Source organism: Chitinophaga oryzae (assembly GCF_012516375.2).
GTDB lineage: Bacteria > Bacteroidota > Bacteroidia > Chitinophagales > Chitinophagaceae > Chitinophaga > Chitinophaga oryzae.
Window position 1 is genome coordinate 5951393 of record NZ_CP051204.2, and the last position, 17436, is coordinate 5968828.

15 protein-coding genes and 1 tRNA gene are annotated in these 17436 nt (G+C 50.8%); 5 read left to right on the top strand and 11 right to left on the bottom strand.

The window, feature by feature from the left end:
* Positions 1 to 25: 25 nt before the first annotated feature.
* Entirely contained in the window at positions 26 to 934 is a 909-nt protein-coding gene (locus HF324_RS23395; RefSeq protein WP_220100814.1) for an alpha/beta hydrolase, read from the bottom strand.
* A 212-nt stretch (positions 935 to 1146) separates the two neighbouring features.
* Here HF324_RS23395 and HF324_RS23400 point away from each other — a divergent pair, with 212 nt between their 5' ends.
* Positions 1147 to 2031, top strand: coding sequence for a helix-turn-helix domain-containing protein (locus HF324_RS23400; RefSeq protein ID WP_168860948.1), 885 nt, complete (start codon positions 1147 to 1149; stop codon positions 2029 to 2031).
* A 43-nt stretch (positions 2032 to 2074) separates the two neighbouring features.
* A complete protein-coding gene (locus tag HF324_RS23405) occupies positions 2075 to 2947 on the top strand; it encodes a TolB-like translocation protein (protein ID WP_168860949.1) in 873 nt (290 codons plus the stop codon).
* Here HF324_RS23405 and HF324_RS23410 read toward each other — a convergent pair.
* A complete protein-coding gene (locus HF324_RS23410; RefSeq protein WP_168860950.1) occupies positions 2936 to 3841 on the bottom strand; it encodes a glycoside hydrolase family 43 protein in 906 nt (301 codons plus the stop codon). The genes HF324_RS23405 and HF324_RS23410 overlap by 12 nt on opposite strands.
* A gap of 354 nt (positions 3842 to 4195) precedes the next feature.
* Between HF324_RS23410 and HF324_RS23415 the strand changes: the two genes are divergently transcribed.
* On the top strand, positions 4196 to 4777 hold the full coding sequence (locus HF324_RS23415) for an AAA family ATPase (protein ID WP_168860951.1): 582 nt from the start codon (positions 4196 to 4198) through the stop codon (positions 4775 to 4777).
* A 208-nt stretch (positions 4778 to 4985) separates the two neighbouring features.
* Here HF324_RS23415 and HF324_RS23420 read toward each other — a convergent pair.
* From HF324_RS23420 to HF324_RS23430, 3 genes are all read right to left on the bottom strand, one after another.
* Positions 4986 to 5058, bottom strand: a tRNA-Lys gene (locus HF324_RS23420).
* A 73-nt stretch (positions 5059 to 5131) separates the two neighbouring features.
* Positions 5132 to 7561 (bottom strand): penicillin acylase family protein, encoded by a 2430-nt coding sequence (locus HF324_RS23425; RefSeq protein WP_168860952.1) that lies wholly within the window; start codon positions 7559 to 7561, stop codon positions 5132 to 5134.
* A 57-nt stretch (positions 7562 to 7618) separates the two neighbouring features.
* Positions 7619 to 8734 carry an aminotransferase class I/II-fold pyridoxal phosphate-dependent enzyme gene (locus tag HF324_RS23430; protein WP_168804907.1) on the bottom strand — a complete coding sequence of 372 codons (1116 nt, stop codon included), beginning with the start codon at positions 8732 to 8734 and terminating at the stop codon, positions 7619 to 7621.
* A 77-nt stretch (positions 8735 to 8811) separates the two neighbouring features.
* Here HF324_RS23430 and HF324_RS23435 point away from each other — a divergent pair, with 77 nt between their 5' ends.
* Positions 8812 to 9408 carry a MiaE family protein gene (locus HF324_RS23435; protein WP_168804909.1) on the top strand — a complete coding sequence of 199 codons (597 nt, stop codon included), beginning with the start codon at positions 8812 to 8814 and terminating at the stop codon, positions 9406 to 9408.
* A 107-nt stretch (positions 9409 to 9515) separates the two neighbouring features.
* On the opposite strand, the gene HF324_RS23440 is transcribed toward HF324_RS23435, so the two are convergent.
* Positions 9516 to 11780 carry a patatin-like phospholipase family protein gene (locus HF324_RS23440; RefSeq protein ID WP_168860953.1) on the bottom strand — a complete coding sequence of 755 codons (2265 nt, stop codon included), beginning with the start codon at positions 11778 to 11780 and terminating at the stop codon, positions 9516 to 9518.
* Between the two features lie 137 nt (positions 11781 to 11917).
* Between HF324_RS23440 and HF324_RS23445 the strand changes: the two genes are divergently transcribed.
* The gene (locus HF324_RS23445; protein ID WP_168860954.1) at positions 11918 to 13375 is read left to right on the top strand and encodes an MFS transporter; all 1458 of its coding nucleotides are present in this window, start codon (positions 11918 to 11920) and stop codon (positions 13373 to 13375) included.
* 160 nt (positions 13376 to 13535) lie between these two features.
* Here HF324_RS23445 and HF324_RS23450 read toward each other — a convergent pair whose 3' ends face one another.
* From HF324_RS23450 to HF324_RS23470, 5 genes are all read right to left on the bottom strand, one after another.
* The gene (locus HF324_RS23450) at positions 13536 to 14507 is read right to left on the bottom strand and encodes a GSCFA domain-containing protein (protein ID WP_168860955.1); all 972 of its coding nucleotides are present in this window, start codon (positions 14505 to 14507) and stop codon (positions 13536 to 13538) included.
* Positions 14508 to 14510: 3 nt separating this feature from the next.
* The gene (locus HF324_RS23455; RefSeq protein WP_168804917.1) at positions 14511 to 15359 is read right to left on the bottom strand and encodes a hydroxymethylglutaryl-CoA lyase; all 849 of its coding nucleotides are present in this window, start codon (positions 15357 to 15359) and stop codon (positions 14511 to 14513) included.
* Between the two features lie 116 nt (positions 15360 to 15475).
* Positions 15476 to 16282: a 23S rRNA (guanosine(2251)-2'-O)-methyltransferase RlmB gene (gene rlmB / locus HF324_RS23460; RefSeq protein ID WP_168860956.1), complete on the bottom strand. Its 807-nt coding sequence runs from the start codon at positions 16280 to 16282 to the stop codon at positions 15476 to 15478.
* A gap of 25 nt (positions 16283 to 16307) precedes the next feature.
* Positions 16308 to 16868: an NUDIX domain-containing protein gene (locus HF324_RS23465; protein ID WP_168804921.1), complete on the bottom strand. Its 561-nt coding sequence runs from the start codon at positions 16866 to 16868 to the stop codon at positions 16308 to 16310.
* A gap of 61 nt (positions 16869 to 16929) precedes the next feature.
* Complete coding sequence (locus HF324_RS23470; protein ID WP_168860957.1) at positions 16930 to 17370, bottom strand: GNAT family N-acetyltransferase; 441 nt, start codon at positions 17368 to 17370, stop codon at positions 16930 to 16932.
* Positions 17371 to 17436: the final 66 nt, after the last annotated feature.

Genomic DNA, 17436 nt, shown 5'->3' on the forward strand with positions numbered 1-17436 from the left:
TGTCAATAACCGATAACGTTACTGGCTATGGCCGCTGTATAAAAATCCGTTGAGCGAACAAATACAGGTTCCTGTCCCACTCCGTGTTGTCGTGACCGTTGGTATCCACGTTCCAGACGTGAGGCATGCCGATGTCGTTAAGATACTGATGGGCTTTTTCACTGATCCTGAACAGGCCGTCTTTGTTACCGCATCCTATCCACAGCAGTTTCAGCTTTTCCCGGGCGGCTTTCCTGTCCGGAATGAATTCAGCAGCGGTATACATACCGCCGAACTTATTCGTGTTAGGCGCCGAAGAAAACCCTCCTACATAGGCAAATGTCTCCAGGTGATACAGTCCTATGTTCAAAGACTGGCCACCACCCATTGACAGCCCAGCCAAGGCACGGTGCTCCCGGTCGCTGATGGTGGAATAGTGCGCATCGATGTAAGGAATGATGTCGTTCAATAAATCATCCTCAAATGGCTTTCTGTAACCTTCGAAGCCGTCCGCCTTCCCGGAGCGGGTGGACGAAGCAGTATCCGTTACCGTCAGCCGGGTATCGCAGTTGGGGAAAACCATTATCACAGGCGGCATTTTACCATCTGCAATAAGGTTATCTGCAACATTATCTGCCTGGCACCATTCCGTCCATTGCCGGTAGTCTTGCCCAAGGCCATGCAACAGATACAGCACAGGGTACCTCCTGTCAGCGGTGTAACCCGGCGGCGTATATACACTCAGTTCCCGGCGTTTCCCGAGTGTTTTTGACTGATATTGGACCACTGTCATTTTTCCGTGAGGTATATCGTTCCGCTGTGCATTAAATCCCGCGGGTGGATCAGGGAAAGTGGGCACAGTATCTGCGTTTACAGCAGCTTTACCTGCCTGCGCCGGACAGATATGTCCGAGCGTCAGCAATACGATCAAAATAGATAAACACCTGTAATTCATTATCTTTTTTTATAACGAGGATTTCAGAGCGCCCTTCGCCATCTTTTTTCAGGACACCTCCCCATGACGACGGCGTGTAGTTGATAAACCAAACTTACTCCGAAATATTTACCAAATTTTTAGGTTAATAGGACTTTCTTTTATACAAAACCGACTATTTACTGCTTATTTTTATAACAAAGCGCAAGACGATCGTTTATTAAATATTCCACATGATTAAAAGAGTACTTAAGCAAACATTTACGCTGTTGAACGTTGACGCTGTAAAGCTTGACTCGGGGTGGAATTACAGGAATGTGATCAGTCCCTATTTCAGGATATACTATATCGATGCGGGTGCGGGAGAGATCCTGGACGCCTCTTCCAAAGTCAGGCTTGAGGCGGGCTTTCTGTATATGATACCCAGTTTCACCTTATGTCACCTGATATGTCCTGAATACCTGAGCCAGTACTTTGTCCAGTTCTTTGAGGAATCATCGGATGGCATTTCATTATTTGAAAATAACAGGGCTATTATGAAGGTAAAAGCGACCGAAACGGATGTACTGAGCTTCAGGCGGTTACTGGAGATAAATCCGGGGAGGGGTATCAATCGTTCTGATAATCCGAAAGTATATGAAAAAAATGTTTTCTACAAAGAGTATCAGGAGCTCAACAACCGTCAAAGCCTGTCCACCTTCACGGAAACGCACGGCATCCTTCTGCAGCTGGTTTCACGGTTCCTGTCACAAGAGACATTTAAGCACATGGACACCGGGCAGGTGCCGGTTAAAATCCTGAATATCATCAGCTACATTCAACTGAACCTGAACCGCGACCTATCAGTAACCCTTCTGGCGAAAAAAGCGAACCTGCATACGGACTATTTCTCGCGCCTTTTCCAGCAACACACCGGGGAAAGGCCTGTCAGATACATACATGAAAAAAGAATAGAAAGGGCGCAACACCTGATGCTGACGACCAGGATGACCTTTACTGAGATTGCGGCGCAAACCGGTTTCGACAATGTGTTCTACTTCTCCAAAATCTTCAAAAAAATAACAGGAGAATCGCCGGGGGCTTACAAAAAGCAAATGAATACAATCGGGTTTAAATAAAGACAGGGAAATTATTATGATCTTATTAATAATAACTATGCTAATGAGAAATCATCTTTGGCTTTTATCCGCCTGCTGTTGCATGATCTGCTGTACCAATAGTAAACAACCATCCCAGGGGGTAACGATCAACTACCCTGCGCCACTGCCAGACACTATAGCACAGACATTCCTTCCCGGCGTCGTATCCTCCGATACGCTCGATTTCAACGCCGCCTTTTCTCCGGATGGCAAAACGTTTTATTTTTCAAGGTCGTACAACAGGAAATACATTATTCTTGAAAGCGCTTACAACGGGAAAGAATGGACTTCTCCCATCCCCTCCCCTTTGTTTGACAGCGCCTATTCCAATACCGATCCTTTCTTTTCAGGTGAAGGGGACCTGTATTTTATTTCAAACAGGCCCAAAGATGCCACCGACACCATCAAAGATTATGACATCTACAGGTTACCCATGAGCGGCAACGACCCGGGCAATCCGATACGGCTAAACGAAATCAACAGCGACAGTACCGAATACTACGTCAGCCTTTCGGATAACGGCAACATCTACTTCGCCTCCTACCGCGACGGTAATCTCGATCTGTACATGAGCAGGAAAACAAACGGACATTATGAAACGCCCGTAAACCTCGGCGCTACCGTTAACTCCGGCGACGATGAACATGACCCGCTCATCGCCCCTGATGAAAGCTGGTTGATCTTCACCTCCGGCAGGCCCGGCGGATCCGGAGAGGCCGACCTCTATATCACCTTTAACAAAAATGGCCAGTGGCAGCAGCCCGGGAACATGGGCAGCCGGATCAATACAAAGACATACGAGTACTGTCCGAATCTATCACCGGATGGAAAGTTCCTGTTCTTTAGCAGTGAGAGGGATGTTAAATGGATCAGCAGTAAAATACTACGAGAATAAAATGCCTTCGGAGGTCATTATCACCCGTTGCATGGTATCATCGTCGTTGTAATACAGCTTGTCAATACATACCGAGCGATGATAACTGTCTCCGTCCGGCAATGCTCCGTTGTGATAAAAGAAATAACTTTTCCCTTTAAAATCCAGGACACATGGGCGGTTCGTCTGGCAATTACCGGCTATTTCATTTAAGATCCCTTTAAATATCCACGGACCATGAATGCTCCGGCTCATGGCATAAGCCACCTTCTCCGGCATTCCAGATCCGTATGACAAATAATACCAGCCATTTCGCTTGTGGAGGTGCGACCCTTCTTCAAAGCCGGGAAGGTCAACAGCTTGTATGTCACCTTCCAGGTTTACCAGGTCGGGGGCAAGCTTAGCATAGTAGCATTGCTGGTTTCCCCAGAAAATGTATGCCGTACCATCATCATCAACGAGCACTGAAGGATCCAGATTGGCTTTTTCATTAGTTGCTCCGCCCGGTAACATCTCCATTGTGATAAGCGCTGTGCCCCTGGCGTCGATAAAACCGCCCGTGGGTTGTGCAGAAACCGCTACGCCGATCGCCGTTCCTCCTGTCGCGGCGTCTTTCACCGCCACATACCAATAAAATTTTCCTGCATGATGGATCATCTTTGTAGCATAAGCACCGCCGGAGGACCATCGAAAGTCTTTTGCCTTTAAAGGAACAGCATGCTCCGTCCAATGCATCAGATCAGTGGAGGAAAAACAAAGCCACTCCTCCATGACGTAATCATTCTTGCCAACCGGCGCCTGGTCATGCCCTGTATATAGATAAACGGTATCTTCAAAGACAATGGTTGTCGGGTCCGCTGTGAACTTGTGCCTGATGATTGGATTGGCAGGCGCTGTATTAATATGGGTTATCATGGTGCAGGATTTAAAAGTAAAAAATTTACAAACGCTCTCCACAGTGAATGCAATATCTGTCCATTTTCACAAAAACCGCGCCTCTAAAAAAACACGCTATTCGCGGCGTTTGTTAGTTGGTAAGGAACAATTAAGATTGATGCCGTCTAGTGGAAAATAACTTTATTTGATCCTTTTTAAATTCTTTGAATATTCTTTGGCATCAATTATTTTCAGGAAGCGAAATCTGACAGATCGCTTGTTAGATATACAGCAATTAGTATTTTTAATTGAACGGCAGTCACGATAAATCATTTTTGATGATAACGAGAGGACAATTGCCGATCAACTCCTGTTTCGATAATGAGATTTTAGATGATAATTTGGATTAATGGAGCATTTGGCGTTGGCAAGTCTCATACAAGTTATGAGTTAGTTCGCAGGCTGCGTAATGCTTTCTTATTTGACCCGGAGCAAGTGGGTTTTTTTCTCAGGAAATATCTACCCAATACTGATCAATTTGACGACTTTCAAAAAAACCCTCTTTGGCGGCAACAAGTATTGGAAGACTTGCTTTTTTGCGAACGACAAAATGTAACTACAATTGTACCAATGACAGTTGTGGACGATGATATATTCGACTTCATTATTGGCGGGATCAAAGAGAGAGGCATCGATATAAGGCATTTTACATTGATGGCAAGTAAAGCGACTATTGAAAAAAGACTTATCAGACGTGGTGATAAGAATGCCTGGAATTTCAAACAAGTTGATAGGTGTTTAAGCTCACTGATAAAAACGAAATATGCAACTCAGATTGATACAGAGATTAACGAACTTGACGAGGTTGTTGAATTAATCGCGAAGGAGACTGGGCAACAGCTCGTGAAAAACAGATTTAATATTGTTAACAAAAAAATAAATTGGTTGATGATGACATTAAAAAATATTCGCTAAATAGCCTACGCCTGTCTTAGTAGCGACAAAGTCAGCCCAAATGAAAACGTTAAAAGTAAATCCGGAATGGATATTTCGTGCCTTAGTAAAAGCTGATTAAGCTATATAAAGTACAGGAAAGAAATCGGGGTTATACAAAAGGAACCCGACTAAACACTCAACCAAAAAACAAAACCCCGCGCATGGCGCGGGGTTTGTAAGTTGTCTGTGATCCCGCTGGGACTCGAACCCAGGGCCCATACATTAAAAGTGTATTGCTCTACCAACTGAGCTACGGAATCATTCCCTTTTTCTAAGGGACTGCAAAGATAGGAATATTTATTTTTCCTCCAAATTCTTTGCTAAAAAAATTTTCTATTTCCCTGTAAACACCACTTTGTAGCGGATGAGCGGGTCATCTTTTTCTTTTTCATCAAACACGTGCAGCAGGTAATATTTACCGGATACCCAGTCGTTTACGGCGTTATCATAGTATGGACTACCGGGGTTGCCGCTTTGTCCGCCGGGATAGATGCCGTATGCTTCAGTTTTATCCGACAGTTGCACGATCATGCGCCAGGACGGGCCATGGGTTGCTTTGGTAGCGTTGACGATATGCCGGCCGCCGCCGGTGTTGAGGTTCATGGCGCTGAAAGCGGGGATAGCGCGGGAAAGGTGACGGATAGCAGTACCGCGGGCTTTGCCCAGCTCCAGTTTACCGGCTTTGTTCAGCTCCGCCATTTTGGGAATGATGGCGGCGAAAGCGCTTTGCACGAGGGCTGACAGGGTCTCCTTCTGTGGCGTGTTGATATTATCCACAAAGTGTACGGCGCTGTCGCGCAGCAGCATCAGCAGTGCGGTGGTGGGCTGCGGCATGGCCAGCACGGTGGAGTCTTTCGGCTCCAGTTCGTCGCGGAAAATGGTATCTGTCAGTTGGTCCCAGAAGTTATTGAAGATGGTAGCGGCTTTGCTGTCGGCCGAGGCTACGCAGTCCCACTGCGACAGCAGTTGCCAGTAGGGCCGCTGAGCATCGGTGAGGGCGGCCGTATCGATATGCCTGCGGATCAGCGGCATGGCGGTGGAGGCGAACAGGTTTTTGTTATCGTTCTGCAGCGTCATCATGTCCTGCGGCGTGATGCCGTTCATCTCACCGAGGCGGTGGTTGATACGTTCGCCGCGGAAGAGATCATATTCTGCGCTGTACAGCGCATAGGGATACGTGTTATCAGTGGCCCGCTGGTTGGCGGAGCTGACGAAGCCACGCTCCGGATTTTTGATATGCGGCAGCTCGGCATGCGGGATGTATCCCTGCCAGGCATAGCTACTGTCGCTGCCCGGCATGATCCATTTGCCCTGGTCTTTCCAGCGAAGCGGGTACTGGCCGTTGTGCCAGATGGCGATATCGCCGGCTTTATCGGCGAATACGAAGTTCTGGGCGGGACAGGTATATGTACGCAGCGCATCTACGTATTCATCGTAATTATGGGCTTTATTGAGGCGGTAGAAGGTACGCAGCTCGTTGGACGAGTCCAGCGCTTTCCAGCGCATGGCGAGGAAAGACTGTCCGGCGATCTTCTCGGGGAAAGTGTTGTCAAAAGCAACGGGACCGAAAACGGTATAGGCCACGGTGTCGTACACAGTAGCGCCGCCGCGCACTTTGATGGCTTCCACCCGCAGCTCTGCCGGGCGATAGCTGCCGTTGAAGAGGTATTCTTTTTTACCGTTGCGGAACTGCATCCGGTAATAGTCTTTTACGTCTTCTTCACCGTTGGTAACGCCCCAGGCGATATGATCGTTGAAGCCGATGATGACGCCGGGGGCTCCCGGCAGGGAAGCGCCGTAAACGTTCATATCAGGCGTATGGATCTGTACTTCGTACCAGAGGGACGGCAGGCTCAGGCCCAGGTGGGGGTCGCTGCAGAGGATAGGCGCGCCGGAACGTGTTTTACTGCCGGCGACGGCCCAGTTGTTACTGCCATTGGCGGGATCGGGCTTGTCCTGTTTGAATTTCATGTAAGCCGCGTCGATAGCCAGCACGCTGTCGGGTGGCGCCACGGCTTTGGCTGAAGCGGCCGCAAAGGCCGTCCCCTTGGGGATAATAGGGTCCAAAGTGTCCTGAAAATCGGGATATAGGAGGTTGAAGTCCTCCATGGAAAACAACCGGCGGGCATTGGTGTTCTCCAGGTCGTTGCAGAACCCGGCCAGGTCGGCGGACATATACTTGAGCAACAGAGCGGATTTGATCACGTCCCATTTCTCCGGCTTATAATCGAGGATCTTGTATTCTACCGGCAGCGAAGCAGGCGTCAGCTGGGCGATGAAGGCGTTCACGCCGTCGGCATACGAATGGATGGCCGTTCTGGTGGCCGGGTCCGTTTCCATCACGGCTACAGAGCGCTCCGCCCCGTATATCATACCGTCGCGGCGTTTGGACCGGTCATACTTGATCAGCCCCGGCCCCAGTATCTCCGACAGCCGGCCGGCAGCTGCATAAGTCTGCAGCTCCATCTGCCAGAGACGGTCCCGCGCGGTGACGTAGCCCTGCACATAATAGGCATCGGCTTCATTCTCTGCGAAGATATGCGGCACGGCACGATCGTCGTACCATACCTCCACTTTTCCGGTCAGCCCGGGTAATACCATATTTTCATGCGGCCGTTCGCCGATCACTTCGGCGTTCTGCCAAAAACCGCTTTGGGGGCTTAACAATTTACCCATTGGGGGAACCTGACCTATCTTGGTGCTGAGCGCATAAGTGAGCGACAAGGTAATTGCTGCGGTGATAACTGCTGGGATGATTCTCATAATAAATAGTAGCTCGGATGTATATATGTAAAATACATCATTTTTGTATCAAACGAGCTAATGCAGCAAGACTTTTATCAGCAGGTCAGTTTCTTCGGCGGTATTGAAGCTGTGCAGCACAATCCGCAGCCGCTCCTCCCCTTTGGCCACCGTCGGATGCAGGATAGCACGCACATCCAGCCCGGCCGACTGCAGCATCGCTGCAATGGTACGGGTGTTTTCATTGCCTTTCGTCAGTACGGCCTGCACCGGCGTTTCGCCGGGTAATAACGCCAACGACTGCACGCCGGTGCGGAACTGCCGGATCAAAGCCGACAAATGCGCCCGCGCTTCGTCCATATAAGGAAAAAGACTGTAGCTCGCCTGGATAGCCGCAATGGCCGACGACGGCAATGCTGTGGTGTAAATCAGCGACCTGGAGAAGTTGACCAGGTAGTCCCGCAGCGTAGCGGAACCCAGCACCACCGCGCCATGGCAGCCCACCGCTTTCCCGAAAGTATGCACCCGGGCAAAACACGCGTCCTCCAGCCCCAGCGCCTGCACCAGCCCCACCCCTCCCGGACCGACAACACCGGTGGCATGCGCCTCGTCTACGATCAGGTACGCCCCGTATTCGTTGCACAACGATACAATGGCCTGCAAAGGCGCCATATCACCATCCATGGAATACACCGACTCCACCGCCACAAAACAGTTGCCGCCGGCATTGTTGATTTTTTTACGGAGGTCCTCCAGGTCATTATGCCGGAAGGAAAAAGTCTGCGCATGCGACAACCGCATACCGTCACGGATAGAAGCATGTACCAGCTGGTCATACACCACCGTATCGCCTTTCTGCGGCACGCAGGAAAACAGCCCCAGGTTGGCATCGTAACCGGAATTATAAATCAGCGCTGCATCCGCCTGGTGAAAAGCGGCTAAATCGGCCTCCACATCATTGATCCATTGATAGTTGCCTGCCAGCAACCGCGAACCGGTACTGCCATGCGATACCGGCCGCTCCTGCTGCAACTCCCGCACCTTCTCCTGTAAGGCCGAACCACGCGCCAGCCCCAGGTAATCATTGGAACAGAAATCAACAAGGGTACCCGGTAAGCGCAACTCCCGGAAAGAATGCTGTTCGCGCCGTTGCAACAGCGGCTGCAGTAAAAAAGGCTCTGGACTCCTGTGCATATATGGGCTTTTAGCAAATTAACAGATTCAATACTATCTTCGCACAACAAAAATAATCAATACCAGAAAGCGAAAACATGAGTAAAGTATCCATACTCGGATTAAAACTACCTACCGACCCCCGCTGGGTAAACCTCGCAGCGATCTCCCTGCAGGATATCCTCACGGACCATGCCTACTGTGAACAGAAAGCCGCCTCCTCCGCCATCTCCCTCATCCAGCGTAATCCGGAAAGGGAAAGACTGGTACAGGAACTGGCGCCCATCGTCACGGAGGAATGGGGACATTTCCGGCAGGTGCTGGCCGAGATGAAGAAAAGAGGACTCCCCCTGGGAAAACAACGGAAAGACGACTATGTCAACGCCCTCATGGACAACCGCGCCAAAGGCGGCCACCCGGACGACGCCTTCCTCGACGCCCTCCTCATCTTCGCCCTCATCGAAGCCCGCAGCTGCGAACGGTTCCGCCTCCTCAGCGAAGGACTGGAAGACGAATACCTCCGCGAATTCTACCGCCGCTTCATGATCTCCGAAGCCGGCCACTACCGGCTGTTTATCGATCTGGCCAACGAATATTTCCCCGAAGAAAAAGTACGCAAAAGGTGGGAAGAATGGCTGAAAATGGAAGCCGAAATACTAAAGAATATTGAAGTGCGGGGCGACCGCATGCATTGATATTTTGAAATTTCCTGATTTACGGATTTTGGAATGTAGCGGATACTAGCTTAACCAACCAGGCCCTCCCAACAATCACAAAATCCGTAAATCAAAAAATCGAAAATCTAAAAGTTGAACCCAAGATTCACATAGAACTTCAGCTTACCCGACTGGTCACTGTACATCATGGTAGCTTCTATAGGCCCCAGCCGGCTGCTGTAACCGCCTCCCAGCCCGTATCCTGTCAATCCGCTGTACTTGTTCTCAGCACCCAGCAGGCTACCATTGTATAAAGCCGCCCCTACCCGCGGTATCGCATAAATATTACGCACCACCTCCCACTGCCACGCCGCCTGCACCGCCGCCACCTTGGAGGATATCACCTCGCCTTCAAATACCCCTACGAACGGCAACTGGTTACGGACCATCTTGTTCATCCCGCCCACGATATAACCACTCACCACCGACTCATTGTAATTAAAATTCCAACCCACGTTACCATCAAACTCCAGCGCTGATTTCACCCCCAGCGGCACATAGTATTTGGCATTAACGACCAGCCGCTGATAGTTATTAAACCGGATCCCCGCACTATCGAGGTCCAGGGGCGCGCCCCCGTTGTTGACGGTAATACCGGAATGCTGGTTGTAGATATATCCCCCCTCTATGTTGAACAACACCCCGCTGGTAGGATACATCTTGCGGTTGAGCGAATTTACCCCCAGAAAAGCGTAGGAATTCAGCTGATTGGTGCTGCCCCTCACCTCCACAAACGGCGAAAACTGCGGTTTGTATTTGATATACTCCCACCGGGTACCGGCGCCAAAAGCGACATTACCACCAAGAGAATACTGCAGGTTGATGTCCACGTTCGCATATTTATTGCGGTATGGCTGCATCTTCGTCAGGTCTTCATCATAGAACGTCAGACCCGTATTTTCATAATACGCTCCCAGGCCGAAACCGAAATCACGGCTGCGTCCCAGGTATTTGAAGTACTGCGCCTCCAGCCGCGGGTTCTCGCTGATCGCCACGCTCACAAACGAACGGGAGTTGGGAACGATGAAATTCCGCTGCGTCAGGTTGAGGATAGCGCTGGCGCCGGTAAGCGTGTTATAGTTGAGTGCGAACTTCACATAGGTAAGCGGGTTCTCCTCCGCTGCAATCTCCATCCTGTACTTACCATACCCTTCGGGATGCAGGTTATAGGTGATCAGTTTATAGAACCGCGTACCATACACCCGCTGGATACCTTCCCGCAGCTGCGCATTGGTATAACAGCCGCCGGGCTTCAGGTGCAACCGCTGCAGGAAAAACTTTTCATCGGAATGTATGAGTCCCGACACATGCACGCTGCTCAACTCTATGTCCGCTGCAAACGGCAGCCGGCCAACGCTCTCCAGGTGGGCGTTCAGCGAGTCTGCCAGCCGTTTGAACACCGGGTACATGGCCCGCCCTTTCCGCTTGCCGATCTCGATGATGGAATCCACGCTGCCAAAAGCAGCGGCGGAATAACTTTCCAGCTCCTCATTGATCGGGATATAGATATCGCATTGCTTACGGGCTTTTTCAAAATCGGCGGCGTCTTTATAAAATCCCAGCTGATACAGGATATCAAACGGGGTGACCAGCTGGTCGGCTTTGCGCAGGCCACCGCTCACATTGGAGCCGATTGCAATATCGGCGCCCATCTCTTTGGCGGTAATGACCGGAAAATTGCGGACCACACCGCCATCCACCAGTTTGCGGTCGCCTATTTTCACCGCGGTGAAGATGGAAGGAATAGCCATACTGGCACGCATGCTCGTCACGATCTCGCCCGAGTCCAGCGTCACGATCTGGCCCGTAGCCACGTCCGTAGCGATGCACTTGAACGGGATGTCAAAAGTGGTGAAGTTCTTTTTGTCTTTCACCGGCCAGCTGAGTTTGGCCAGCTCCAGCCACAATGCCTCCCCGGAAATAACGCCGGAGGCCAGCTTCGGCCGGCCGTATTCAAACGGTATCTCGATAATATATTTGTTGTACTCCGCCTTCTCTTCATAAGAAATATCGGTCAGCACCGGCTGATTGGTAAAAAGGCTGTTCCAGTCCAGGCGGCGGGCCACCGCTTCGATAGAATCGCCGGAGTACCCCATGGCATAGAGCGCTCCCACAATACTACCCATGCTCGTTCCCGTGAGATAATCGATCTTGAGCCCCGCACTGTCAATGGCTTCGAGGATACCAATATGCGCGAGCCCACGGGCGCCGCCACCACTGAGGGTTAGCCCGATCTTAGGTCTGTTGGGGGCAGACTGCTGCGCCTGTACACCCGTACAGAAAAACAACTGACTGAATAACAATACGAAAATTAGTCTGCCGAAATGTAGTAACTGTCCCTGGTTCATCATAGTTTATTGCAGCTGTTATTAAAGATAAGGCTTTATTCCATTCAAGATTCCTGTCCGCAAACTTGCACCCATAATATTTATTTACTATCTTTTTTGCTTCAACGCACAACCAAAACCCATCGCTTAAAAATTAGCCAATGCAACAAACCGGGACTAAAACCATCTGGCAGGTGATCATGGCCTCTTCTGCCGGTACACTGATAGAATGGTATGACTTCTACATCTTCGGCAGCCTGTCGGCCATCATTTCCGAGAAATTCTTTCCGCCCAGCAATCCGGAACTGGCATATATCGCCACCCTGGCTACTTTTGCTGTAGGCTTCATCGTAAGGCCTTTCGGCGCCATCGTTTTCGGACGGCTGGGCGACCTGGTAGGCCGTAAATACACCTTCCTCCTTACCCTGCTGATCATGGGCGGCTCTACGTTCGCCATCGGCCTCATACCCAGCTACCACACCATCGGGGTACTGGCGCCCATGCTGGTGTTGATACTACGCCTGTTACAGGGACTGGCCCTCGGCGGCGAATACGGCGGCGCAGCCACCTATGTGGCGGAACATTCGCCCAACCACCGCCGCGGCTATTATACCAGCTTCATTCAAACCACGGCTACCCTCGGCCTGTTCGTCTCGCTGGCGGTCATCCTGATCACCCGCTCTGTCATGTCGCCCGCCGACTTCAACAACTATGGCTGGCGTATCCCCTTCCTGCTCTCCGTACTGCTGGTGATCATGTCTTATTACATCCGCATCCGCCTGCAGGAATCCCCGCTGTTCATCCAGATGAAAAAAGAGGGCAAAACATCAGCGAACCCCATCAAAGAGAGCTTTGGCAACAAAGAAAACCTGAAACTGGTACTGATAGCCCTCTTTGGCGCGGCCATGGGCCAGGGCGTGGTGTGGTATACCGGGCAGTTCTATGCCCTGTCTTTCCTGCAGAAAACGATGAACATCGAATTTGTGCAGTCCAATATCATCATCGCGCTGGCGCTGCTGCTGGGCACACCGCTGTTTATCTACTTCGGGTCCCTGTCCGACCGCATCGGCCGCAAGAAAATCATGCTGGCAGGCATGCTGATCGCCGCCCTGGCCTACTATCCCATCTATAAGGCCATGGACACGATCGGTGACGTGAAACAGAAAACGGAACTGACGGAACTGTATAAGATCGAAAGCAACCAGTCGAAAAACGACGCGGGCCAGTTTGTACAGCAAACCACTAAAGTACATACCTATAGCGACGGCAGCGTGCTGCGCATCAGCGATGGCAAACCGGAGCTAACGGTAGACAATACACGGATGGCCATCCTGGTATTCCTGATTTTTGTACAGGTGGTGTTTGTTACGATGGTTTACGCCCCCATTGCAGCTTTCCTCGTGGAGATGTTCCCCACCAGGATACGGTACACCTCCATGTCGTTGCCTTATCATATCGGCAACGGCGTTTTCGGCGGACTGCTACCCACTATCTCTACCATCCTCGTTACCAAAACCGGCAACCACCTGGCCGGACTGATATATCCTATAGCCGTGGCCGTTATCTGCTTTCTGATAGGCCTGGTGTACATTAAAGACAATAAGAATATGGAAATCTAGGTAACGGATTTACGGATTTACGGATTTACGGATTTTGGGATTTACGAATTTTGGGATTTTGGGGATAATAATGCGAAGATTATCGTCAAATCAAATATCTGATATGTCAGTCTTCGCATTATTATCCCCAAAATCCCAAAATCCGTAAATCAAAAAATCTCTAAATAAAAAAATCGTGAAGGTCGTTGAGCTGCAGGTATGGATGCTCCTGCATCAGCTGTTTTACTTTCGCAGCGTATGTGCGACGGAACTGCTGGTGCTGGCTGCTCTCCGGGTTAAACGGACGGTGCTGTGCCGCCCTGTTGATATCGGCAATGGTATGCAATAGCGGCTGGCTGCCGCTGTAAATGGCTGATTTCACGACATGGTCCCACACATAATTGACAGCCGTTTCGTTAGGATGTACCATGTCTTCCTTATAAAAGCGGTAATCGCGCAGGTCATCTATCACCAGTTCATAAGCAGGAAAATAGAAAAGGCGGGAGAATTTGTTGACCATATGATGCACTGCCTGCAACAGCACTGCTTTGCTGAGGTTATTCTCCACCACGCCGTCACGCACGTACCGCACGGGACTGACGGTAAACAGGATATTCACTTTCCGGTTACGGAAAAACAGCCGGTGCATCATGTTATCCAGCGCGGTCACTATCTCTTCCACGGTCAGCAGTCTTTTATAGAAGCCGGCTGCCGGCACTTTGTGGCAGTTGCCCACCAGGAGGCTTCCTTCCTTGAGAAAATAAGCATGGGCGGAGCCCAGCGTCAGCACCAGCCAGTCGGCCTGCTCCAGCGCCTGGATGGCTGCCTGCTGTGAAGCGTTGATCTGCTCCAGCACCGCTTCCGGGGAAGTGCCGGAGAAGCGGCTGTGGTGGTCCCAGCTGTGCCAGGTATCCTGGTGCTGAAAGAGGTCTTCCCGGGTATACGTTTTCCCGTCCAGGTAGGTGGTCAGCGCGTGGGTGAGGCTCAGCGGATTAAAGAGGATGCCGTGGGGATTAAGCAGGGTATCGAAACGGTGCTCCTGCAGTTTAGCCCCTATTTCTTCGGCGAAACAGGAGCCCATGAGCATGATCTTGTCGGTATATTGAATACCCGGCTCGATGGTATCTACCGGGAAACTCAGGTGAAATTGCATGTATTAGTCTTTAAACACCACGTCTGCCAGCTGCTGAGCGGCCTGCAGGGCGGTCATATCGAGGTCCAGCGGCGCCTGGCGCTGCTGACAGAACCAGATCAGGTTTTCGGTGGCCAGGTTGCCCACCAGCTCGTCTTTGGCCATCGGGCATCCGCCGATGCCTTTGATAGCACTGTCGAAACGGCGGCATCCCTGCTCCCATGCGGCCTGCACTTTCTCTTCCCAGGAGTGCGGGGCGGAATGAAAGTGAGCGCCGAACTCCACCCGCGGATAAGCCGGTATCAGGTGACGGAACAGGCTGGTGATCACATCCGGGGTAGCCACGCCCACGGTATCGGCCAGCGAGAGAATATTGATGTCCATTTTCGCCAGTTCATCTACCCAGCGCAATACGATCTCCGGGCTGTAAGGGTCTTCATAAGGATTGCCAAAGCCCATGGAGATGTATACGACCAGCTCCTTGCCGTTTTTGAGGCAGAGCTCCTGCATGGTCTGCACCTGCTCCAGCGATTCGGCGATGGTTTTATTGGTATTTCGAAGCTGAAACGTTTCGGATACGGAGAACGGGAAACCGAGATAGTTGATTTCTTCATGGATAACAGCCTCTTCTGCGCCCCTTACATTTGCTACGATGGCCAGCATTTTACTGCGGCTGGCCGAAAGGTCCAGCCGGGACAATACCTCGCGGGTATCTGCCATCTGCGGAATAGCTTTGGGGGAGACGAAACTGCCAAAGTCCAGGGTATCGAAACCCACTTTGAGCAAAGCTTGCAGGTAGTTTACCTTTTCTTCCGTGCTGATCATCCTGTGCCATCCCTGCATGGCATCACGCGGACATTCGATTAACTTCATCAATTACGAATTACGAATTACGAATTACGAATTGTGGTCTGTTTTGTCTGTAGAATACCCAAACTTACAAAGAATTCCCAATTCGTAATTCGTAATTCGTAATTCGTAATTCGTAATTAACTGCGCTGCTTCATCGCCTCATAGAGGATGATCCCTGCGGCCACAGACACGTTGAACGATTCGAAGTTGCCAGCCATAGGGATGCGGAACAATACATCGGATGCTTTGATCAGCGCAGGGTACACGCCTTTATCTTCGGAGCCCATGATCACGGCCACCGGCTCGCGGAGGTCGCAGTCATACAGTTTGATCTCTGTTTCCATTTCACTGGAAAGGACTTTGATACCGTTGAGATGCAGGGTATCGATCGCTTTCAGGAGGCTGTTGACCCGGCATATCGCTATCTTTTCGAGCGCGCCGGCGGAAGATTTCATGGCTTCCTCGTTGAGCGCCGCAATGCCTTTGTCGGGGATGATAATGGCCTGAGCGCCGCAACATACCGCGCTGCGGGCGATGGCGCCGATATTGCGGACATCCGTAATACCGTCGAGTATCAGAAAGAGCGGTGTTTCTCCCTGGTCAATCACGTGGGAGATCACGTCCTGTAAGTCGAGATAGGAAACCTGGCCGGTGAGGGCGATAACGCCCTGGTGGTTGGCCTGGGTGAGGCCGTTGAGTTTTTCTACCGGCACTACATTGATAGGAATATTACCGAGAGCCGCCTTTTCTTTGATCTGAGGGATAATATCGCCGGTGGCGGAGCGCAGCATATAGATACGTTCTATCGGTTTGCCGCTGCTGAGGGCTTCCATCACCGGCTGCCGGCCGATAATCAGTGACGACTGCTTCGGACGCGGGCTGGCGGGCCTTTTGGGTCCGCCTGGTCTTCTTTCACCTTTGAAAGCGTTAAATTTTCTTTCCATTTGCTGCAAAGAAACGCTTTTTCTGTCAATCCAGCTCTCCTTCCAGCATCATCAGCTTTATTTTCTGGATGGCGACAACGGAGATGGAATCTGTGATATCATAGTTTTTAACCATCTGATAAACTTCCTCAAACGGCAATTTTTTCACGAAAAGTTCCTCGGTATCTTCCGGCTCCGCCGTCCGCTGTTCCAGCTCCCGCGCCAGGAACACCACGCCGGTTTCGTCCGTCACGGAATTGGAGACTGCCAGCTCACAGATCACGTCCCAGCGATTGGCCACCAGTCCTGTCTCTTCCAGCAGTTCCCTTTTGGCGGTTTCCAGCGGCACTTCTCCCAGCGGGCCGCCGCCTTCGGGTATCTCCCAGCTGAACTTTTTCAGCGGGAAACGGTACTGCCCCACGAGATAAGTGTTCTGTTGATCATCCAGCGCGATGACGCCGATAGCCAGGTTCTTGAAATGCACCACGCCGTAGATACCAGGGCCACCGGCAGGGTTCAGGCCCTCATGATGGACCACCTGTATCCAGTTGTTATCATATCTGACCTCGCTGGAATGTATCGTCCAGGGATTATCGTATTCAGTCATTTAGTTATTTTGTTATTGAGCTATTTGGATATTTTATCAATGCACCAAAATAACAAAATAATCAAATAGCCAAATAGTAATAGAAGGAGTTGGTGTCTTTCCGGAAGCCTTTGGACTGGTACAGTTTCTGTGCGCCGGTATTGGCGACATAGGTCTGTAACATCACCCAGGCGGCATCTGTTTTCCGCCCATGTTCCACAGCTGCATCCACCAGCGCGCCGCCGGCGCCTTTGCCCCGGTGCTCGTCCAGCACATATACATCGTTGAGCAACCATCCCCGCTTCATGCCCAGCGAGGTAAACAGCGGATAGAGCTGCGCAAAGCCTACGATCTCATCTTTGTCGAAAGCGATGTAAATCACGCTGTCCTGTTGTTTGATCCTGTCACTGATAAATGCCAGCGCCCCTTTGAAATCCGGCGCCTGATCAAAATAACTGCGGTATGCATCGAATAATACGGCTACTTCGTTGGTGTGCATGGCTGTTGCCTGGACGACTTCCATAAGATGTAATTTATGTTTGCGGGATAACCTGCCTTAAATTTAGCGCATTTCGTCTTACAAAAAAAA